A 22,435-nucleotide genomic window follows, 5' to 3' on the forward strand; every position below is an offset into this window, starting at 1 on the left:
ATTATTCCCTGCCAGCCATCGCTTGACGGTGAAGAATACTGTGGAACTCTTCAGAGAAAGTCGCATAGTTGTGCTCTAGCTTACCGACTCGACTGCTAAAGCGGTTGTAAGCCATAACAGCAGGAATTGCTGCAAATAGGCCCATTGCTGTCGCGATCAGTGCTTCTGCAATGCCAGGAGCAACCATTGCTAATGTCGCTTGCTTCACTTCACCTAATGCGATGAATGAGTGCATGATGCCCCAAACCGTACCAAATAGGCCGATGTATGGACTGATAGAACCGACCGTTGCTAGGAAAGGTAAGTTGGTTTCTAGCTCGTCTACTTCACGGGCAACCGCTACGCGCATTGCACGGCCAGTACCTTCCATAATGAAGTCAGGAGATGTTGCATTCGATTTACGAAGGCGAGCAAACTCAGTAAAGCCTGCGTAGAAAATTTCTTCAGTACCAGAAAGCTCGTCTTTGCGCTTATTGCTCTCTTGGTACAGTTTTGCGAGATCAACGCCTGACCAGAACTTATCTTCAAATACGTCAGTTTGTTTAGAAGCTTGAGATAATACTTTACTTCTTTTTATGATCATTGCCCAAGAAACAACAGACATGCCCATAAGAATCAGCATGACCATCTTAACTAGTAAGCTAGCTTCTAATATTAGGCCTAAGATTGAGATTTCAGCAGTCACTATTCGTTAGCTCCGTGAGAATAAATGTTGGCATTGCTTTGGGTTTCATTTTTTGATTATCGATACATGCTACCTTAACCATTGCTTTACACAATGCCTTGCCATCAGGATTTACGATCTCTTGACAGAAGACCAAGGTAGCTCGCTTCAACTCGTAAATATTTGTAATGACTTGTAAAGAATCATCAAGTCGCGCACCTTGAATAAAATCAATGTCCATATGTCGGACTACAAAACCGATATTTTGTTCTAACAAGACTTGCTGAGAGACGCCAATTGAGCGCAACATCTCAGTTCGAGCGCGTTCGAAAAACTTAAGATAGTTTGAATGGTATACAACACCACCTGCATCGGTGTCTTCGTAATACACTGTCACTGGCCACGTAAATGGCTTAGATATTCCCTGCAATTTGATACCACAATCCAAAACGATAAAGATCTCACTATAACCTAACTCCTTATCATTAATAGTATATCGCTGTGAATTTTTTGATTTAATAGACGAAAAAAAAGGCCATCTGTATAAGATGACCTCTTTTTGGCTAAAAACCCAACAAGTATAAAGGTTCACGTCGTTATGAACCTAAATCTTCTGCCTTTTATAAAAGGCGCAACACCGTTAGGTAGAGCAAAATTGTGAGTGAAACGTATGGGCTAAACAGTAGCTGCCACATCCAAGCTCTAGGCTTAAATCCGATACCGTAAACCATGCTTGAGCACACTGCCCAAATGAACATTGGCCCGATGATCGCGTTAAAGCCACCGATGCTTGTCGCATACGCTTCAGGATCCCACATCACTAAACCAACATGCATGAAACCCAATACGAGGGATAAAGCTCTTAACAGAGTCTTATCCATTGGTTGATGCAGTTTAGCGATTTGCTCCGCGAGATTACTCACTGTCTTTATCCATCATTTCTGAATGCTCTAACCATAGAGCATTGATGATGCCGAATGCACATGCTAGAAGTACACCCAAAATCCATGCGAAATACCACATAAAATTTCTCCTAAGTTATTTAACTTCTAGCTTAGTAAGCTGAAACGTCGTTATCTTCGATGTGTTTCTTATCTAGACGACCGAACATTTTGTAGTATGTCCAAGTTGTGTAGCCAAGAATCACAGGAACCATTACCGCCGCAACTCCGGTCATAAGACCAAGCGTTAACTCACTCGCTGTTGAATCCCACATAGTCAAACTATGGCTAGGGTTCAGGCTTGATGGCATTACGAATGGGAACATTGCAAAACCAGCCGTTAAAATAACACCAGCGTTAGATAGGCTTGAGAACAAGAATGCGAAACCACCACGCTCAAAGCGAGATGCAATCACAGCAAGCAGTGGCATTGCTACGCCAAGGATCGGCGCAGCCCACATTGCTGGATACGTTTCGAAGTTTGTCATCCAAGCACCAACTTGAAGTGATACTTCTTTGTTTAGTGGGTTTGAATCAGCAAACGTGTCCATCGTGCTAGTGATTACGTAGCCTTCAATAGACTGAACCCAGAAGCCACCGATAACGAACAGAGCAATAGCAATTAGGCCAGTGATCTGAGCAACGTTACGAGCGCGGCTGTGCAGTTCTTCTGTTGTCTTCATTTGAAGCCATGTTGCACCTTGCATCACGAACAACATCAGAGCCAACACACCACAAAGCAATGCAAATGGGTTAAGCAGAGCAAAGAACGTACCATGGTACTTAGACATCATAAATTCGTTCAGATCAAATGGTACACCTTGTAGTAGGTTACCAAATGCCACACCGAAAATGATTGGTGGTACTGTGCCACTAAAGCAAAGTGCGTAGTCCCAAGTTTTACGCCATTTTGGATCTTCAATCTTAGAGCGGTAATCAAGAGCAAGTGGACGTAACCAAAGCGCTGCTAACGTCGCGTACATTGCGAAGTAGAAACCAGAGAAAGACGTCGCGTAAACCAGTGGCCATGCAGCAAACAATGCACCACCCGCAGTGATAAGCCAAACTTGGTTGCCATCCCAGTGAGGGGCAATCGTGTTTAGCATAATACGACGTTCAGTGTCGCTCTTACCGATAACAGGAGAAAGGGCTGCAACACCCATATCGAAGCCATCAGTTACGGCGAAACCAACCAGTAGAACACCGATCAATACCCACCAAATAAGTCGTAAGCTTTCGTAATCAAACATAATATTCCCTCACTTATACTTCGACTGAACGGCTAACTTTGTCTTCAACAGAGTTATCGTTTTGTTCGAAGTGGTAACGGCCTGTCTTTAAGCTACTTGGACCTTTACGTGCGAATTTCAGCATTAGGTAAACTTCAGCAATCAAGAACACTGTGTACAGTGCCAGAATCGCGAATAGAGAAGTCCAAAGCTGTTCAATAGTCAGTGCTGATGCAGCCACATTAACCGGTAGGATTTCACCAACCGCCCATGGCTGACGACCAAACTCAGCAACGAACCAACCTGCTTCAATCGCAATCCAAGGTAGTGGGATTGAGAATAGCGCCGCTTTAAGTACCCATGGTTTCTGTTCGATCTTCTGACGACACGTTTGAACAAACGCCGCACCGAATACAAACAGCATGATGAAGCCACAAGCAACCATCAGACGGAATGACCAGAATAGAGGCCAAACAGTTGGGATAGAATCATCCGCAGCCATTTGGATTTGGTCTTCTGTTGCATCAACAACGTCGTCTGTGTAGCGCTTAAGAAGCAGACCGTAACCTAGGTCACCTTTCACTTCGTCGAACGCTGCGATGTTTTCTTCAGACTTATCGCCTGAACGTAGCTTTTCAAGCAACTCGTATGCGTACATACCAGTGCGGATACGATCAACGTGATCATCACGTAAGTCACGTAGGCCCGTTACTTCAGTATCAAGCGAACGCGTTGCGATGATGCCCATTACGTATGGGATTTTAATTGCGTAGTCAGTATTCATTGTTTCTTGGTTTGGAATACCAAAAACAGTAAATGCGGCTGGTGCTTCTTCAGTGTGCCACTCGGCTTCTACCGCAGCGAGCTTCACTTTTTGAACTTCACCAAGCTCGTAGCCAGATTCATCACCTAGTACGATTACTGACAGGATCGCCGCCATACCGAAAGATGCTGCAATCGCAAAAGAGCGACGAGCAAAGGCAAGGTCACGACCTTTAAGAATGTAGTATGAACTGATACCAAGGATGAACATTGCACCCGTAGTGTAACCAGACGCTACTGTGTGTACGAATTTAACCTGCGCTACTGGGTTTAGGACAACTTCAGCGAAGCTCACCATTTCCATACGCATGGTTTCAAAGTTAAATTCCGCACCCACTGGGTTTTGCATCCAGCCGTTTGCTACCAAGATCCATAGCGCTGAGAAGTTAGAGCCAAGTGCTACTAACCACGTTACCGCTAAGTGCTGACGCTTTGACAATCTGTCCCAACCGAAGAAGAAAAGACCAACAAAAGTAGACTCTAGGAAGAATGCAACAAGCGCTTCAATAGCTAGCGGAGCACCGAAGATGTCTCCAACGTAGTGAGAATAGTAAGACCAGTTTGTACCAAACTGAAACTCCATGGTTAAGCCTGTCGCTACACCAAGAGCAAAGTTAATACCAAACAATTTACCCCAGAACTTGGTCATGTCCTTGTAAATTTGTTTGCCCGTCATTACATATACTGACTCCATAATGGCAAGAAGAAATGCCATACCTAAGGTCAGTGGAACAAATAGGAAGTGATACATCGCTGTAAATGCAAACTGCAATCGCGACAGATCAACAACATCAATCATGGTAACTCCTTTGTGTCGGCTGAATGACACTTGTGTGATTATTCACCGCAAAAATCCATGTTAAAACAATTTATGTAATTGTTATTACAAATTGAAATTTGTAGCAAAAACGTACCGTTATAGTTAGATTATTGTTAAGCATGAGCTAATATAGCTGGCGCTAATATTACTGGTAAAATCAGTATGTTTCAAAAGGTTTATAGGAGAAGTCTGCGTTGATTTGTATCAATTTTATTCAAGCAAATTAGAGTTATTTTTAAACAATCATGATTAAAATCACACCAATTTTAGCCTTGTTAATAACCGCGCATGATATCTGTGACAAAAGCTCAGCACCACCTCAACATACCAATTACAACTACCTATAAAGTATTAACAAAAGATATGACAGTTTATTTCATTTTTTGTTATCCAAATCAAACTTGGAATCAAAGTTTCCATTTTTGAATTTCGATAATTCGCCTTTTTATCGATTTGCTCAAAGAGTTGTTATTCAATAAAAACCAAAAAATCCCAGCGCTTATGCAACTGGGATCTTTAGAAATGAATAATTTAACGATTAGACGGTTTATCTATTCCAAAGTGTAAATACGCTCTATCGGTCGCGATTCGACCTCTTGGCGTTCTTTGTAAGTAACCTTGCTGAATCAAGTAAGGCTCCAACACATCTTCAATGGTGTCTCTCTCTTCACCAATCGCAGCTGCCATGTTGTCGATACCAACCGGACCACCGCCAAACTTCTCCATGATTGCAAGCAGAAGCTTTCTATCCATGTAGTCAAAGCCTTTGGCGTCAACGTCCAGCATGTTGAGTGCTTTATCTGCAACGTCTGGGCAAATATGTCCATCGCCTTTCACTTCCGCATAGTCACGAACACGACGTAGTAAACGGTTAGCAATACGTGGTGTACCACGCGCACGGCGAGCAATTTCTAATGCACCTTCAGACTCCAGAGATAGGCCAAGGCAATCCGCGCTGCGTTGAACGATATTTTGAAGATCTTCTACTTTGTAGTACTCAAGACGCTGGGTAATGCCGAAACGGTCACGTAACGGAGACGTCAGTGAGCCAGCGCGAGTGGTTGCGCCAATCAAAGTGAAAGGAGGAAGATCAATCTTGATAGAACGTGCCGCAGGGCCTTCACCAATCATGATATCCAATTGGTAATCTTCCATTGCGGGATACAACACCTCTTCAACCACTGGGCTCAGACGGTGGATCTCATCAATGAACAGCACATCATTTTCTTCAAGGTTAGTCAGTAGCGCAGCAAGGTCACCGGCTTTCTCTAGAACAGGGCCTGAAGTGGTACGGATGCTCACATCCATTTCATTGGCAACAATGTTTGCCAACGTGGTTTTACCTAAACCGGGAGGGCCAAAAATCAACAGATGATCCAGAGCTTCATTTCGCATTTGAGCGGCTTGAATGAAAATCTCCATCTGGTTACGAACGTGGTCCTGACCTTGATAGTCGGCTAGCGCCTTTGGACGTATTGCACGGTCGATAACATCTTCATCTTTAAAGACCGGATTATCCGGTGCAATCAGGCGATCGGCTTCAATCATAAATTCTGTTATTCCTAACTCTGCGCACAGGCAAAGTGAATGAGTCTATTTTGTAGAACAAGTATATGAGGTATTAAACCATCGACTTCAGTGCTTCTCGAATCAATTGTTCGCTGGTCATGCCATCTTTAGCCACTTGAGCAACAACTTTAGAGGCTTGAGTCGGTTTATAACCCAACGCAAGTAGTGCGCTTACCGCTTCTTCTTCAGCATCGTGAACCGCTGGCATCGAGTCCATTGGCGCAGCATCCGTTGCAGGCGTAAACAGATCACCTGCGCCCCACCCTTTCAGGCGGTCTTTCATTTCAACGACAAGACGCTCTGCGGTTTTCTTACCCACACCCGGCAGTTTAACCAGCGTAGAGATATCTTCACGTTCAACACTCTGAACAAACTGGCTAGCGGTCATGCCTGAAAGTATGCCAAGACCTAGCTTAGGACCTACACCATTTGCTTTGATGACTTCACGGAACAGAGCACGCTCTTTTACCGTATTGAAACCATAAAGTAGCTGCGCATCTTCACGTACGACAAAGTGAGTGTAGATAATTGCCTCTTCGCCAACGTTTGGTAATTCATAAAAACAGCTCATTGGCATTTGTACTTCATAACCAACACCACTGACTTCGATTAGCAACTCTGGTGGCTGTTTTTCTATTAATGTACCGCGTAGGCGTCCGATCACAATTCACTCTCTTGATGGAATATTATTTGAGGGACAGAATATAAAAGAACTGGATGCTTATCCAGTTCTTTGTGTTTATTAAGGTGATTTATTTAAGCTTGCTTAGCTTTGGAAACCACACTATTCAGGCTTTCAACCAGTTCTTTTACCGAAGCAACATGGCCTGTTAATTCAGAACCATAATTGGCCACTAAACCCGATACAGATTTAGTTTCTGCCACACTCTGCGCCACCTCTGAACTCGCGAGATCGAGTTCTTTCAGAGAGCTCATCTGCATGGCCATGATATTGGTGAGCTGATTAACATCTGTTGAGATGGTTTGCACCTCTGAGATGATGCCGTTCATCTCGCTCGCCGTGGTTTCGATGATAGCTCTGCCGTGTTCAACTTCTACTTTGCTGCGGTCTAACAAAGTTCGAATCTCTATCGCAGAATGACTGCTTTTCGCCGATAGCTCTCTCACTTGATCGGCCACCACAGCAAAACCTCGTCCTTGTTCACCGGCTCGAGCGGCTTCTATTGCTGCGTTGAGTGCTAAAAGGTTAGTTTGTTCGGCTACGGAAGTAATCAAATCGGCGACTTTCATGATCTCTTGATTACTTTGAATGATCTGGCTGATTGCACTGGTTGAGGCTTCTAGTGACTCAGAGCTCTTTTGCGCTTTGGTTCCAACCGCTTCACTGCGCTCTTTCAGTTCACCCACAAATGAATTGGATTCTTCGATACCTTGAGTCATTTGATGCAGCTGTTGGCTCATCTCTTCTGCTGCACTCGCCTGAGATTCGCAATTGATGTTCAACACCTCAACTTGAGCATGCAAGTCTTGCGACTGCTGATCTAAATGAACCGAAACACCTTGTAGACTCTCTGAATTCGAATTGGCTTGGTCGAGCACGATAGAGAGCCGACCTTCACTTTGCGTCGCTTGATTGGCAACGTGTTGGCTTTCTGAAATCGCATCCTCTGCCATTTCGATCGCCACCTCTTTCTGTTTCGCAGTAAATGCTTGGGCAATGCAGATCACCACCAGCGGCATAATCACACCAGACCAAGTTTCTAACACTACCGCATCAGGGGTTAGCTCAAGCTGGGGAAATGCAAATCCATTGAGATGTGCTGAGGTCATCACTAATGAAACACCGATAACCAGTCCACTCCACACCAAAGCCACAATTCGTGTTCCAGATAAGAAGAAAGCGACCACTAACAAAGGCACCCAATAAGCTTGAGTGGAAGCCACAACCCCACCGCTTTGGTAAATGATGTTCAACGCGTGGACAGCCATGCCGACAAAACCAAAGTTAAGTGCAAGGCTCGGCTTACTCGTCACACGAAGTAGCAGTGCAGAGATCAGTTCGAATACGATAAGAAATACAGATGTAGCGATCAGAAGTTGCTCTTCGTGCTTAGTCCACTTGATTAAGCTATAGACGCCAACGAAGAATGCGATAAAAGTGAAGAGTAATAAGATATCGGCTTGTCTGACTTCGTTGTTACTCCACCCATTGCTTTTGGGTAGAAACAGCGCGCGCCACAGCTTGATTGGGTTCATCAGTGATCATCCTTGATTAACTTGTAAGACCTCCGACCAATGTTAATAACATGTTAAATGATACGCAATGTTATTATCTGGGTTATGTTCGAAAGATCTCATTTCATCAAGGATTTAGCGGCGTATTGTGTTGATATGAGCCAAACCGGCTGTAAGGCTCATCAATAGAATAAGTTTAAAAGGCAGAATATTAGGAACTAACAATAGAATGAGATTTAACGGTAACGCCCTTTTCTTGCTCCTGTTGCTTTACCTGCGAGTGCGACCAAGGTTTTATTGGTGTTAGCGTGAGTGATCGCTACGCCTAGAGCATCGGCTGCATCGGCTTGTGGCTTAGCGGGTAGTTTGAGCATACTCATCACCATATTCTGAACCATCGACTTATCAGCGCCACCGTTACCTGTCACCGCTTGTTTGATCAAACGAGCCGCATACTCATGTACAGGCAAATCAGCATTCACTGCTGCTACAATCGCACTGCCACGAGCTTGGCCAAGTTTAAGTGCTGAATCGGCATTCTTCGCCATGAACACTTGTTCGATCGCGAATACGTCAGGCTGAAACTGAGTAATGATCTCACTCACGCCCGCATAGATTTGCTTTAAGCGACCTGGCAGTTCTTTTTCGGAAGTACGAATACAACCACTACCTAAGTAATATAGATGACGACCATTTTGACGAATCACGCCATAGCCGGTAATACGAGAACCAGGGTCAATCCCTAAGATAATAGACATAACTTCAATACTGATTATTTATACATGCTTTATGAGCTTAGTATATCGAACGCAAAAAAAAATGCCCGTCAAATTAACGGGCATTTCGTTGTTCTGCGAAAGAAAAAGTTCTATCAAAAACTAAGTTTTGTTGAAAGCTTAAGTGCTATCTAAGACTTAAGCTCTATCGAAAACTCACTGCTTGATGAGAAAGTTGATCTTAATCGTTTGATTAGTCTTCTTTCTTCGCTAAGTTAACAGCGATTGCTAGCTCTTCCAGTGATGCTGGGTTTGCTAGGCTTGGCGCGTCTGTTAATAGACATGCTGCAGCTGTTGTTTTCGGGAATGCGATAACGTCACGGATGTTCTCTGTACCACAAAGAAGCATTGCTAAACGGTCAAGACCGAATGCTAGACCTGCGTGTGGTGGCGTACCGTACTTAAGAGCTTCAAGTAGGAAGCCGAACTTCTCTTGCTGTTCTTTAGCTTCGATACCTAGGATACCGAATACAGCCGTTTGCATTTCTGCGCTGTGAATACGTACAGAACCGCCGCCTACTTCGTAGCCGTTGATTACCATATCGTAGGCATCAGAGTTAGCTGCTGCTGGGTTCGATTTTAGCTCTTCCGCATTCACACCAAGTGGTGATGTGAATGGGTGGTGCATAGCGTGAAGATTGCCTTCGCCATCTTCTTCGAACATTGGGAAATCAATAACCCAAAGAGGAGCCCACGCTTTCTTATCTGTTAGCTCTAGGTCATCTCCTAGCTTGATACGAAGTGCGCCCATTGCTTCAGCAACGATGTTCGCTTTATCTGCACCAAATAGGATGATATCGCCAGATTCAGCTTGAGTGCGCTCAAGAAGACCGTTGATCACGTCTTCGTTTAGGAACTTAGCAACTGGAGATTGGATACCTTCCATGCCAGCAGCACGGTCGTTAACCTTCATCCAAGCTAGACCTTTCGCGCCGTAGATACCTACATGCTCTGCGTAACCGTCGATTTGCTTACGAGTTAACTTAGCGCCACCTGGTACACGGATAACCGCTACGCGACCTTTTTCGTCGTTCGCAGGGCCAGAGAATACTTTGAACTCAACGTCTTTAACCAAGTCAGCAACGTCTACTAATTCTAGTGGGTTACGTAGGTCTGGCTTATCAGAACCGAAACGACGAATCGCTTCAGAGAAAGGCATTACTGGGAATTGGCCCAGTTCAACATCTAGAAGCTCTTTCCACATATCGTGAACTAGCTTCTCAGTGATGTTACGCACTTCTTGAGAAGACATGAACGATGTTTCGATATCGATTTGAGTAAATTCAGGCTGACGGTCAGCACGTAAATCTTCATCACGGAAACATTTAACGATTTGGTAGTAACGGTCAAAACCAGACATCATCAGCAATTGTTTGAACAGCTGAGGAGATTGAGGAAGTGCGTAGAAGCTACCTTTGTGAACACGGCTTGGTACTAGGTAATCACGAGCGCCTTCAGGTGTCGCTTTCGTTAGTACTGGTGTTTCGATGTCTAGGAATAGGTTCTCGTCTAGGAAACGACGAACGAAGCTAGAAGCACGTGCACGAAGCTTGATACGATCGCTCATTTCTGGACGACGAAGATCGATGTAACGGTACTTTAGACGCTGTTCTTCAGAGTTCGTTTGGTTGAAATCCAGTGGAAGCGCTTCTGAACGGTTGATGATCTCAAGGCCAGTCGCGTAAAGCTCAACTTCACCCGTCGCCATATCTTTATTTACTTGGCTGTCAGGACGAACACGTACTTCACCAGTAAATTTGATACAGAATTCATTACGCAGTTGGTTAGCGATCGGAAAGATATCTTTCATATCTGGATCGACAACAACCTGAACGACGCCTTCACGATCTCGCATATCGATAAAGATAAGACCGCCTAAATCACGGCGACGGTTTACCCAGCCGCACAATTCTACAGTTTGTCCCGCCAGGGACTTGTTCAGGTTACCACAGTAATGGGTACGCATAATGAATTTCCCAATCTCTTAATTATTTACTAGTTTCCAAGCTGTCAGTGGTCATTCCACACAACAGAGCAAAGGAACATTTATACGCGGAAACTCGTTTAAAATCGACCTTCCACATTCGAATTTATTGTGTTTTATCTGGCTTTGCTGCTTTTTAGCCCATCAAGTGCGCAAAGATTCATCAAAACCGAAAAAATTGCGCTAATTATATCTCGAAAGTACCTTAATCAGCAAAACTCTCGTACAGTAGATTTTAGGGCGCGTTGACCTTTCGTGGTTAAATTTTGTTCGAGATAAAAGCATTTTAATCGCGGCGAGGGAAAAGTAGCCTAGTCATTCTAAGCAAATCTCCCTCAACAAAGAGTAAAACGCTTTTAGCCGAACCCTTCGGGCAGCGTTTGCTGGGTATTTCTACTACGTTATCGGCTTCTCATGTAGGCTAGCTACACATCAAAGCCTCTGCCTTGTATAAATACCCAGCAACTCGCTGCAAAAACCAGCTCGAAAGATCAACACGCCCTAATTTCAAACCAAAAACTTTTTGTAATGACTGATAGCGTGATGAATAACGGTGTAATAGATGGATGATCGTGTAATAACAGAAACTTTACCTCTAAGACTTGGATTGACCATGTGGTCTCATTCCGAGTGGCAAAGTCAGTTCTATGGTAAGGGAACAAAACCTGCTGAACGCTTAGAGAAGTACACACAAGTTTTTCATACGGTTGAAGGCAACACGACCTTCTACGCCACACCGAGTATGTCGACCGTTCACAACTGGAAAGCCGCCAGTCACGGTGATTTTAGGTTTACCTTCAAGCTGCCAAAGTTCATCACCCACCAGCAACAACTTAGGCACTGCCAAGCCGAGCTCAAAGAGTTTTTAATGACCATGTCGCCACTCCACGACCGTATTGGCCAATGGACGATTCAGCTACCACACAGTTTTGAACCTAGCATGCTCCCTGCCCTGCAAAAGTTTTGTACCTTGTTCCCCAAAAATATGCAGCTCGGTGTAGAAGTTCGTCACCTTGGTTTTTTTGATAAGGGTGATGCGGAAAAGCGCTTCAATCATTGGTTAATAGAAGAAGGGATCAATCGCATTATTATGGATAGCCGTCCCGTTTTCTCCGCACCACCAACCACAGAAGCGGTGATCGATGCTCATCAGAAAAAGCCGCGCGTTCCAGTACATGCGATTGCGACGGCAAACAATCCGATGGTTCGTTTTATTGGTCATCCAGATCAGGAACCCAATCTGGCTTTCTTTAAACCTTGGTTCGCGAAATTACCGACTTGGTTAAATGAAGGTAAGCAGCCTTATTTAATGATTCACACACCAGACAACAATCACGCCCCTGAGTTGGCGATTGCTATCTATAAGCAGCTGCAAAAGCAAGTATCTGAAAATACATCACTTATCTTGCCTGATCTCGCTCAATTTCCAGCACAGAAAGGCAATCACCAAATCTCGATGTTTTAACCCCTCACCTATCCGTAACTTCGAACCTTGAGCTAAATCTCAGTTTTCGTGACAGCCGCGCTTTTTTTACGTAAAATACGTCCCCTTTTATTTGGTATGAATTTTGTGCCAATTACGCTGACTGTCGAGAGAAAATGCCATGAGCAACACAGACAATATCTTTTCCGCTCCTATTGATAAAATTGGTGATTTCACCTTTGATGCAAGGGTTGCTGAAGTATTTCCGGATATGATTCAACGCTCGGTGCCTGGTTATAGCAATATCATCTCTGCTATTGGCATGTTAGCTGAACGCTTCGTAAAACCACACTCAAACATTTATGACCTAGGCTGCTCTCTTGGCGCGGCGACACTTTCTATGCGTCGCCATATTCAGCAAGAAGGCTGCACCATTTTCGCTGTTGATAATTCACAAGCGATGGTTGAACGCTGTAAGTTGCACGTTAATGCTTACCGCAGTGACACGCCAGTAGAAGTCATTGAAGCCGACATCCGTGAAGTAGAAATTAAAGACGCCTCTGTTGTTGTTCTTAACTTTACGCTGCAATTTCTGTCTCCCGACGACCGATACGCTCTGCTTGAGAGAATTTATGCAGGCTTGCGCCCGGGCGGGATCTTAATTCTGTCAGAAAAATACGTATTCGAAGATGAAAGTTCAAATGAACTGCTTATCGATCTGCACCATGATTTCAAACGTGCCAACGGATACAGCGAGCTTGAAGTAAGCCAAAAACGTAGTGCAATCGAAAACGTGATGCGTCCAGACTCGATCCCTGTCCACAAGGAACGCTTTGATAAGATTGGCTTCTCAAGTAGCGAAGTGTGGTTCCAATGCTTCAACTTCGGTTCAATGTTCGCGATTAAATAGCGCACATACCCAGTCAGCTCGTACTAAAACGTCATCCTCAAGAGCGAGGAACGAGCGAGTTGGGGATCTCTATCAAGTACGATAAACCGAGATTCCCTATCATGTTCGTCCCTCACTGTAGGGAATGACAAATTTAATTTTTATTTTAGGGTTTATTAACCCTATTAACTCAGTGAAAAACTATGTTTAATTTTGCCAATTTTTATCAACTCATTGCCCAAGACACTCGCCTACAGCCGTGGCTCAATGTTCTTCCTCAACAGCTGACGGATTGGCAAAATGCAGAGCACGGTGACTTTGACCGTTGGTTACGTGCACTGAATAAGATCCCGCAAGGCGTGCCTGATCAAGTTGATTTAAAGAACTCTGTGACTATCGGCAGCAGCACACCATTTCAAACGGGTGAACTTAAAAAGCTAGAAAGCTTACTGAAGACTTTCCACCCTTGGCGTAAAGGCCCTTACACAGTTCACGACATTCATATCGATACAGAATGGCGCAGTGACTGGAAATGGGATCGTGTACTTCCTCATATATCTCCGCTTAAAAACCGTTCTGTACTCGATGTAGGTTGCGGTAATGGCTACCACATGTGGCGTATGTTAGGTGAAGGTGCTCGTTTGACCGTCGGTATCGACCCGTCTCACCTTTTCCTTGTTCAGTTTGAAGCTATCCGTAAGCTAATGGGCGATGATCAACGCGCTCACCTTTTACCTTTAGGCATTGAACAGCTGCCAAAACTGGAAGCTTACGACACTGTATTCAGCATGGGTGTGCTTTACCACCGCCGTTCACCGCTTGATCATTTAATTCAACTAAAAGACCAATTGGTATCTGGTGGCGAACTGGTACTTGAAACGTTAGTGATTGAAGGTGACGAAAACGCTGTTCTTGTGCCTGTTGACCGCTACGCGCAGATGAGAAATGTTTACTTCTTCCCATCTGCTCGCGCACTGAAACGCTGGCTAGAACAAGTTGGCTTTGAAGACGTTCGAATCGTTGATGAAAATGTTACGACGGTTGGCGAACAACGCACAACAGAATGGATGACACATAACTCTTTGCCAGATTACTTAGACCCGAATGATCCAAGTAAAACAGTTGAAGGTCACCCGGCACCAAGACGTGCCGTTCTTGTTGCGACGAAACCGTAATTTCGATAAGACCAAAGCCATGAACTCTGTGGTCACTAAGTCTTAGTTATTTATATGTGTAAGTTTTGATTAGCAAGAGCATGAATTGTATAAAATCCGTGCTCATGCTTAACAAATGAACGAACTCAGATCACAATAAATTTCGTAGCGCTCACATAGCGATTCAATATGACCAGACTCTTACAATAGGATGCTTCACGCGTCCTTTTTTGTGGGATAAACTACTAAATAGTCTGAACTATTCTCTAATTCTCAAAGGTTTTTTATATGTTTAAGCGATTATCGCCTATCGTGGCGGTTGGTTTGCTCTCTGGTTGTACCCTCACGAACGGTGCTACCTACCACCAAGAAACTCTCGACGCTATTGCCCGCTCAGAGACAAACATCGCAAATAAGGTTCAAAATCTTGAACTACAACTAAGTAATCAAAGTGATTATATTGAAAGCTTAGAAGACGAAATCACCACTCTTTCTAGTCAATTAGATGTTCATCTGACCAGCATGGAACATAAGGTTATTGAAGAGCTAGAGGAAGAAGAACCCGTCGTCGTAGCAGCTACTCCTATCACTACTACGTTACAACCGACCATCCTTGGCGGAATCGAGAAAGTGTCTATCGACTCGATCAAACAAAGCTTTGATGCGCGCGTTGATACTGGCGCAACCACTTCTTCTTTAAATGCTGTCGATATCAAAGAATTCGAACGTAACGGTAAAGACTGGGTGAGATTCCATTTGGCTGATAAAGCACAAGCTGTAGAAGACCAAAAATGGATTGAAGCGCCCGTTGTGCGGTATGTGAAAATCCGTCAGTCAACCAATGACCAGACAGAACGTCGAGCTGTGATCGAATTATGGGTAAAAGTTGGAAAAATCCATGAAAAAGCGCAATTTACATTGGCGGATCGCTCTCAAATGAGTCACCCTGTATTACTAGGGCGCGAATTTATCAAAGACATAGCGCTAGTAGATGTAAGTAAAAAGTACGTACAAACGGAAGTTAAATAACAATAGTAGGGTAAGCTATGACGTCAAGAATTCCATTTTATATCTCTATATTCCTGCTTATCGTGGCAGGTATAACACTGAGTATGTTCAGACATACCACCTACGGTGTACCTTGGACTCCAGGGGAAACCAGACAGGTTTGGGACGTTGAAGCTCGTATTGAGTTCAACGCAGTAGGCAAAGAAGCAAAAGTTTCATTAGCAGCTCCTCACACTCAGTCTAATTACACACTTATTGGTGAGTCAGCTTCGTCACCAGGTTACGGCATCTCTTACTTGAACACCGAGTCAGGTCGTCGTGCTGAATGGTCTATTCGCCACGCTGATGGCCCGCAAACTATCTACTACAAGACTCAATTCCTTGTCGATAACCAAGCGAAAGTTGATGCTATCCCACCAGAAGGTGAAATCACGCAACCAAGCTTTGATGGCCCAGAAGAAGCAGCAGCGTTGGCACTGATTGACCGAGCAACTAAGCGCTCAGCAGACAACATCACCTTCACTCGTGAACTTATCAAAACACTTAATGATCCAGACAGCCAAAACTCTGCGCTGATTCTGAATAACATGAGCAAAGTTGAAGCAACACACAAGCTACTTTCAGCAGCAAATATCCACAATAAAGTGGTTGGCGTTATCGAGCTAGAAGATGGCCGTCGTCGTCAATCTATCCAGCAAATGAACCAGATCTGGGATAACGACCAATGGGTTTTATTCTCTCCTGAATCAAGCGAACAGCAAGTTCAGCCAAACCTGCTAATTTGGGATGAATCAAATGTATCTCTCTTAGACGTGGTTGGCGGTCAGAACAGTAAAGTACACTTCTCTATGATTGCTCAGGAGGTGACTCCCACTGAAGCAACCAACAGTAAAGTCTCTGCGGATCAACTGTTAAACCTTTCCATTCACAGTCTACCGTTAGAAGAGCAAGCGATGTTTAAAACCATCATGCTGATTCCTATCGGTGCTCTGATTGTTGTGTTCCTACGAGTCATCATCGGTCTGAAGACGTCTGGTACGTTCATGCCTGTACTGATTGCGGTAGCCTTTGTACAAACACAATTGGTAACGGGTATTGTCGGCTTCCTACTGATTGTAGGTACAGGTCTTATTATTCGAAGTTACTTATCCAAGCTCAACTTGCTACTGGTCGCCCGGATATCCGCCGTAATCATTACGGTAATCATGATTATCTCTGTGTTTACTGTAGTGGCGTTTAAAGTCGGTCTGACTGAAGGTCTATCGATTACGTTCTTCCCAATGATTATCCTATCTTGGACTATCGAACGTATGTCTATCCTATGGGAAGAAGAAGGGGCGAAAGAGGTAGTGCTACAAGGTGGTGGCTCTCTATTTACCGCTGTTCTTGTTTACTTAGGCATGACTAACCCGTTCATCCAGCATTTAACGTTTAACTTTATTGGTTTACAGCTTGTTATTCTAGCGACCATCTTGCTACTAGGTAACTACACAGGCTACCGTCTAACCGAGCTTCGTCGCTTTAAACCGCTAGCGGAGGACTAAGTTATGTTTGATCAATTTACTTCACCGTTTAAGTTGAAAGACAAAGGCATAATGGGAATGAACAAGCGTAACCATAGCTATATTGGTCGCTACAATGATCGTTCCAAGTATCCACTCGTTGATGACAAGCTTAAGACTAAGATTATTGCTGAACAAGCTGGTGCAACCGTACCAACACTGATTGGCGTTATTGGTCACCAAGCTGAAGTAAAAACAATCCACAAGATGGTTAAAGAGTGGCCGGGGTTTGTAATCAAGCCCGCTCAAGGTAGTGGTGGTAAAGGTATCCTTGTTGTTATTTCTCACAAGGATGGTGTTTATACCAAGCCATCAGGTTCGACTATCAATGAAGAAGACGTAGAGCGTCACATCAGTAACGCTCTCGCGGGTCTTTTCTCACTGGGTGGTAAGAACGACGTAGCCGTGGTTGAAAACCTCATCAAGTTTGACGAGTGTTTTGATGGCTTCAGTTATGAAGGTGTGCCAGATGTACGAATTATCGTATTCAAAGGCTACCCTGTGATGGCGATGATGCGTCTTTCTACTTCAGCTTCTGACGGCAAGGCAAACTTGCACCAAGGCGCTGTGGGTGTGGGCATCTGTATTGCTACAGGCAAAGCCGTTCGTGCGGTTCAATTTGACCACCCTGTGACTCACCACCCGGACACGGATAAAGAGTTGGCACAACTTCAAGTACCGCATTGGGAAAAACTGCTTACGCTAGCATCAAGCGCGTGGGAAATGACAGGCCTTGGTTACATGGGCACTGACATGGTTTTAGACCAAGAAGAAGGGCCAATGGTACTAGAGCTAAACGCTCGTCCAGGATTAGCAATACAGATTGCAAACGGCGCGGGTTTATTGCCTCGCTTACATCATATTGAAAACCTAGGCACGCCAGCTGAATATCCAAAACCTGCCGAGCGCGTGGCATACGCCGCAAAGCAATTTGGTGTTCACGGTAACGAACTCGCTTCAAACTAAGCGACTAACTCGGTCATTTGACACCGAATCTAGCTCAATAAATAAAGCCGCATAACTCTGAGAGTTACGCGGCTTTTTAATGCCTATCGTTAATTAGCTTAACGCTCGGAACTAAGCTTCTGTTGTTTCGGCTTCAGGCTCACGAATTGGGTCAATGCGGACTGCCGCCACCTTAAACTCTGGGATCTTAGCGTGCGGATCGGTTGCAGTCGTAGTTAAGCGGTTAACTGGAGATTCGACAAAATGGAATGGAATAAATACCACCCCCTTTTGCATTCGCTTAGTGACAAATGCCGCGATTTCAATTTCTCCACGACGGGTTGATACTTTGAGCATCTGGCCATTCGAGATCCCTAACGCTTCGGCATCATGAACACTCACCATCGCACGTGGTCCTGCCAAGTTATCAAGCCCTTTGGTTTTACGTGTCATGGTCCCGGTGTGGAACTGTTCTAGGATGCGACCTGTCGTTAATACTAGCGGGTATTCCGCATCAGGAAGTTCTGCTGCGTATCTAAACGGAATCGCTTCCATTTGACCACGCCCGCGAGTGAATTGAGTCTGGTGCATGATGCGTGTACCGTCAGGGTTATTCTTATTACTTGGCCATTGGACGCCGTTCACCGTAATATTCTCCCAACGTAAACCACCATACTGCGGCGTTACACGTGCTATCTCATTGGTGATATCAGCAACGGTTTTATAGTCCCAACCGCCGTCCATTGCATTGGCTAGCATTTGAATAATCACCCAATCTTCTTTCGCGTCACCGGGCGGATTAACAGCAGGATTAATACGTTGGACTCGGCGCTCTGTATTAGTGAAGTGGCCAGACTTTTCAGCAAACGAACAAGACGGCAGAACCACATCGGCATACTGAGCGGTTTCGGTTAAGAAAATATCTTGAACCACTAGGAAATCTAACGCTTCAAGGCCTTCAATCACATGCGCTTGATTTGGGTCACTCAACACTGGGTTCTCACCCATGACATACAGACCGCGAACATCTCGATGGCACGCTCCATCAATAATTTCGGTGAGCGTTAACCCCGCTTCCGCTGGTAAGTCAGAAACTCCCCACTCCATCGCGAATTTTTGACGAACTATCGGGTTATACACTTTCTGATAACCTGGAAGGTTGTTCGGCAATGCCCCCATATCACACGCGCCCTGAACATTGGATTGACCACGTAATGGGTTTATACCACCGCCTTCGATACCAATGTTGCCACACAAGAGTTGTAGATTAGCGATTGAACGTACGTTGTCGTGACCAGTAGTGTGTTGCGTAATACCCATCGAATAATACACTGCGGTGCGTTCTGCAGTACCAATCAAACGAGCCATCGCGAAGATATCTTCCGCTTTCACGCCAGTCACTAATTCAACTTTATCAAGTGAGTAGCTTGGTGACATGACTTCCTGCAATAAGGTATCAAAGCCGTCAACACGATCATCAATATAATCTTGATCGTACCAACCGTGTTTGATGATCTGCTGCATCACACCATTAATCAGCATCACATCGGTGCCCGGTCGGTGCGCTAAGTAAAGCTCAGCATGGTCAGCAATATCGATTCGTTTTGGATCAGCAACGATCAATCGTGCGCCACCATGCCTCACCGCTTGCTTGATGTGCGAGCCAATAATTGGGTGTGCTGAAGTAGTATCTGAACCGATAATAAAGATCACATCTGAATGCTTGATACTTGGAATATCATTGGTCATCGCCCCGCTACCCAGCGAAGCCTCTAAACCGGTAACAGTAGAAGCATGACAAAGACGTGCACAGTGATCGACGTTATTAGTGCCTAATTCACGGCGTATGAATTTTTGGAAGGCATAGTTGTCTTCATTGGTGGTTTTCGCCGATGAGAAGCCCGCCAAAGCATTGCTACCAAAGCCCTGTTTAATCGCGGTAAATTTATCAGCAATGAGCTTAATCGCTTCTTCCCAACTTGCAGGTTGCAACCAGCCATCTTTACGAATTAATGGTGTGGTTAAACGCGCATCACTGCCCACAAAATCGAAGCCGAATCGCCCCTTAACACACAACATGCCTTCATTAACCGGAGAGTCACCGCCTTCGATATAACGGATTTTGTTTTTCTGCTCATCGATATGCATGGTTAGCTTACAGCCCACACCACAATAGGTGCAGATGGTATCGACTTTCTTGAGTAGGTCTGTGTCTCCCTGCTTTCTATCACGAGCATCCACCATTGCACCGGTTGGACACGCCTGAATACAAGATCCACATTGAACGCAGTTTGAGTCACCCATTAAGGTCTTGTCTGCCCCAAAATTAGGACGACATTCAGGTCTTGATGCAGGCTTGCCATCAGATTGATTCATGAAGCTTAAAACGCCATGAACATTCTGTTCGCGACACGCTTGGATACACTGGCCGCAACTGATACAGCGGTTGGCATCAAAGATAATAAATTCTGAACTGTCATCAACTGCAAATTTTTGTCTTGTTAAACCGACCTTCGCTTCTTCTGCGCGTATCGCCTGCCAGTTCTCATTCGAAGCCACATCGATTTTGTACTCTGGATGTGTTTGCGTTGCTTTGTATTCGGTCGAGTAGTCTCGTAGGTCGCAATCGGTATTGGCTTGGCAGCCACATTCTAGGCATCTTGCTGCTTCCGCAATTGCATCGGCATTATCAAATCCTGTTTCTACTTCGTCGAAGCTTTGTTCACGCTGCTCGGGTGTTAGCTCTGGCATGATCTTACGCGCCATACGCTGTATGGATTTGTATTGCTCAGGATCCACTGCTTTGAGCTGCTTGTGCTTTCTTGAATTAAACGGTTTGGCCGGAATGTTATCCATGTCGCCATGAAAGAACCGATCAATCGCCTGTGCAGCAATGCGCCCATCCCCCACCGCTTCCACTGCGGTTGCAGGGCCGCGTCGGAAATCACCGATACTAAAGATATTGCCGGTACCTGTATGCATGGTTTGCGGATCGGCATCAGCGGTATTCCAACGCGTAAGCGGGATATCAATAGCTTCGTTATCCATAAAGCTCAGATCCGGCTTTTGCGACACGGCAGCGATGACCGTATCAAACGCTTCAACAAAGAACTCGCCAGTTGGTTTAGGGCTACGACGACCAGAGGCATCTGCTGGTCCCAAAGCCATACGCTCTAATCGTATTTCTGATACATGACCATTTTCATCGGCTATGTTTTCTGCCGGGTTGGTTAAGAAGTGGAATTTCACGCCTTCATGCTCAGCTTCTTCGATTTCGTAATCTTCTGCAGGCATCTCATCTCGAGTACGACGGTAGATCAGCGTGGTATCAGCGCCATCACGAACAGCAGTTCGAGCACAGTCAATCGCGGTATTACCACCACCGATCACTGCAACCTTTTTACCAGTTACATACTGCTGATCGGTCACGTAATCTTTCAGGTAATCGACGCCTAGGTAACAACCGCCAAGCTCGCTGCCCGGATAATTCATTTCAACCGCTTTCGATGCGCCAACGGCTAAACAAACCGCATCAAAATCGTTACTCAAATCAGACAGTGTAAAATCAACACCGAGCTTTTTATCACACTCTACCGACATCCCATTACGACACATCAGTTCGATTTCTTTATCTAGAATCGACTTAGGTAAACGATATTCAGGGATACCGTAACGCAGCCAACCCCCCGCTTTGGGCATCGACTCATAAACACTGACATCATAGCCTTCGTTAGATAGATAATAACCCGCAGTAAGACCACCGGGGCCACTACCGACGATTGCTACGTGCTTGCCTTTGTTTGGCTTCTTAGTTGGTATGTAGCTCTCTTGAGCGGCTAAATCTGCGTCGGCAGCGTGTCGTTTGAGTTGGCGAATCGCGATGGATTCATCGACCAAGTTGCGACGACATTCCGTTTCACAGAAAGCAGGACATACTCGACCAATCGAAAGCGGCATTGGTAGTGTCTTTTTGATCACCTCTATCGCTTTGATGTGATCATTTCTCGCAATATGATGCAGGTAAGATTGGATATCGACCCCAGCAGGACACGCTGTTTGGCATGGCGCTTCACAATCGGCGTAATGATCGGTCATGATGCGGTTCAACGCGTCTTGCCGATGAATCGTTAACTGCTTTGACCGGGTGGTAATATTCAGCCCATTAGACACTTCAAGCTCACAAGAACGAGTGACACCAACGCCATCAACTTCAACAACACACAAATCACACGGTACTTTATCCGCTGTTTTGTTCAAACCACATAAAGATGGGATCTCTAAACCACATGTTTTTGCCGCTTCAAGAACGGTTTGTCCTTGCTCGACGATTCGATATTTCCCATCAATAACGATTTGAATCATACCTAAGTCCTACCTTTACCTTTCGCACACGCGAGTTATCAACAATTAAAATTTAAGTAATACAATATTATTAATATTATTAAACCTATGT

General features: G+C 44.8%; 18 protein-coding genes. 6 read left to right on the forward strand and 12 right to left on the reverse strand.

The genetic code is table 11. From position 1 onward, the window contains the following. Position 1 precedes the first annotated feature (1 nt). The 11 genes from tolQ to aspS all read right to left on the reverse strand — a co-directional run bounded on the left by tolQ (position 2) and on the right by aspS (position 10,983). A complete protein-coding gene (tolQ, locus tag AC3CIA_RS10300; RefSeq protein WP_004736480.1) occupies positions 2-685 on the reverse strand; it encodes a protein TolQ in 684 nt (227 codons plus the stop codon). Beyond that, complete coding sequence (gene ybgC / locus AC3CIA_RS10305; protein WP_017078182.1) at positions 675-1,112, reverse strand: tol-pal system-associated acyl-CoA thioesterase; 438 nt, start codon at positions 1,110-1,112, stop codon at positions 675-677. The genes tolQ and ybgC overlap by 11 nt, the downstream gene beginning before the upstream one ends. Positions 1,113-1,284: 172 nt before the next feature. Then, entirely contained in the window at positions 1,285-1,587 is a 303-nt protein-coding gene (ybgE, locus tag AC3CIA_RS10310; protein WP_017055065.1) for a cyd operon protein YbgE, read from the reverse strand. Beyond that, positions 1,580-1,687, reverse strand: a complete 108-nt coding sequence (gene cydX, locus AC3CIA_RS10315; RefSeq protein WP_000270284.1) for a cytochrome bd-I oxidase subunit CydX — start codon at positions 1,685-1,687, stop codon at positions 1,580-1,582. Before cydX ends, ybgE begins: the two co-directional genes overlap by 8 nt. Positions 1,688-1,718: 31 nt before the next feature. Continuing rightward, a complete protein-coding gene (cydB, locus tag AC3CIA_RS10320) occupies positions 1,719-2,855 on the reverse strand; it encodes a cytochrome d ubiquinol oxidase subunit II (protein ID WP_054547301.1) in 1,137 nt (378 codons plus the stop codon). A 13-nt stretch (positions 2,856-2,868) separates the two neighbouring features. Further along, entirely contained in the window at positions 2,869-4,455 is a 1,587-nt protein-coding gene (cydA, locus tag AC3CIA_RS10325) for a cytochrome ubiquinol oxidase subunit I (protein WP_004736475.1), read from the reverse strand. 552 nt (positions 4,456-5,007) lie between these two features. Beyond that, on the reverse strand, positions 5,008-6,024 hold the full coding sequence (gene ruvB / locus AC3CIA_RS10330) for a Holliday junction branch migration DNA helicase RuvB (protein WP_017083931.1): 1,017 nt from the start codon (positions 6,022-6,024) through the stop codon (positions 5,008-5,010). A 73-nt stretch (positions 6,025-6,097) separates the two neighbouring features. Continuing rightward, positions 6,098-6,709, reverse strand: coding sequence for a Holliday junction branch migration protein RuvA (gene ruvA, locus AC3CIA_RS10335; RefSeq protein WP_017111036.1), 612 nt, complete (start codon positions 6,707-6,709; stop codon positions 6,098-6,100). Between the two features lie 92 nt (positions 6,710-6,801). Beyond that, positions 6,802-8,262 (reverse strand): methyl-accepting chemotaxis protein, encoded by a 1,461-nt coding sequence (locus AC3CIA_RS10340; protein WP_488518086.1) that lies wholly within the window; start codon positions 8,260-8,262, stop codon positions 6,802-6,804. Positions 8,263-8,477: 215 nt separating this feature from the next. After that, complete coding sequence (gene ruvC, locus AC3CIA_RS10345) at positions 8,478-8,999, reverse strand: crossover junction endodeoxyribonuclease RuvC (protein WP_004736470.1); 522 nt, start codon at positions 8,997-8,999, stop codon at positions 8,478-8,480. Positions 9,000-9,210: 211 nt separating this feature from the next. After that, positions 9,211-10,983, reverse strand: a complete 1,773-nt coding sequence (aspS, locus tag AC3CIA_RS10350) for an aspartate--tRNA ligase (protein ID WP_004736469.1) — start codon at positions 10,981-10,983, stop codon at positions 9,211-9,213. Between the two features lie 580 nt (positions 10,984-11,563). Here aspS and AC3CIA_RS10355 point away from each other — a divergent pair. From AC3CIA_RS10355 to AC3CIA_RS10380, 6 genes are all read left to right on the forward strand, one after another. After that, the gene (locus AC3CIA_RS10355; protein WP_488518087.1) at positions 11,564-12,466 is read left to right on the forward strand and encodes a DUF72 domain-containing protein; all 903 of its coding nucleotides are present in this window, start codon (positions 11,564-11,566) and stop codon (positions 12,464-12,466) included. Positions 12,467-12,605: 139 nt separating this feature from the next. Beyond that, positions 12,606-13,334, forward strand: a complete 729-nt coding sequence (gene cmoA, locus AC3CIA_RS10360) for a carboxy-S-adenosyl-L-methionine synthase CmoA (RefSeq protein ID WP_017078176.1) — start codon at positions 12,606-12,608, stop codon at positions 13,332-13,334. 182 nt (positions 13,335-13,516) lie between these two features. Next, on the forward strand, positions 13,517-14,488 hold the full coding sequence (gene cmoB, locus AC3CIA_RS10365; RefSeq protein ID WP_017105756.1) for a tRNA 5-methoxyuridine(34)/uridine 5-oxyacetic acid(34) synthase CmoB: 972 nt from the start codon (positions 13,517-13,519) through the stop codon (positions 14,486-14,488). Positions 14,489-14,755: 267 nt separating this feature from the next. After that, entirely contained in the window at positions 14,756-15,496 is a 741-nt protein-coding gene (locus tag AC3CIA_RS10370; protein ID WP_054547296.1) for an ATP-dependent zinc protease family protein, read from the forward strand. A 17-nt stretch (positions 15,497-15,513) separates the two neighbouring features. Continuing rightward, complete coding sequence (locus AC3CIA_RS10375) at positions 15,514-17,019, forward strand: inactive transglutaminase family protein (RefSeq protein ID WP_054547295.1); 1,506 nt, start codon at positions 15,514-15,516, stop codon at positions 17,017-17,019. A gap of 3 nt (positions 17,020-17,022) precedes the next feature. Next, positions 17,023-18,003 carry an alpha-L-glutamate ligase-like protein gene (locus AC3CIA_RS10380; protein ID WP_004736463.1) on the forward strand — a complete coding sequence of 327 codons (981 nt, stop codon included), beginning with the start codon at positions 17,023-17,025 and terminating at the stop codon, positions 18,001-18,003. A gap of 111 nt (positions 18,004-18,114) precedes the next feature. Here the strand turns inward: AC3CIA_RS10380 and fdhF are convergent, their stop codons facing one another. Further along, positions 18,115-22,344 (reverse strand): formate dehydrogenase subunit alpha, encoded by a 4,230-nt coding sequence (gene fdhF / locus AC3CIA_RS10385; RefSeq protein ID WP_488518088.1) that lies wholly within the window; start codon positions 22,342-22,344, stop codon positions 18,115-18,117. Positions 22,345-22,435: the final 91 nt, after the last annotated feature.

This window comes from Vibrio sp. QJM3NY_27 (assembly GCF_057785955.1).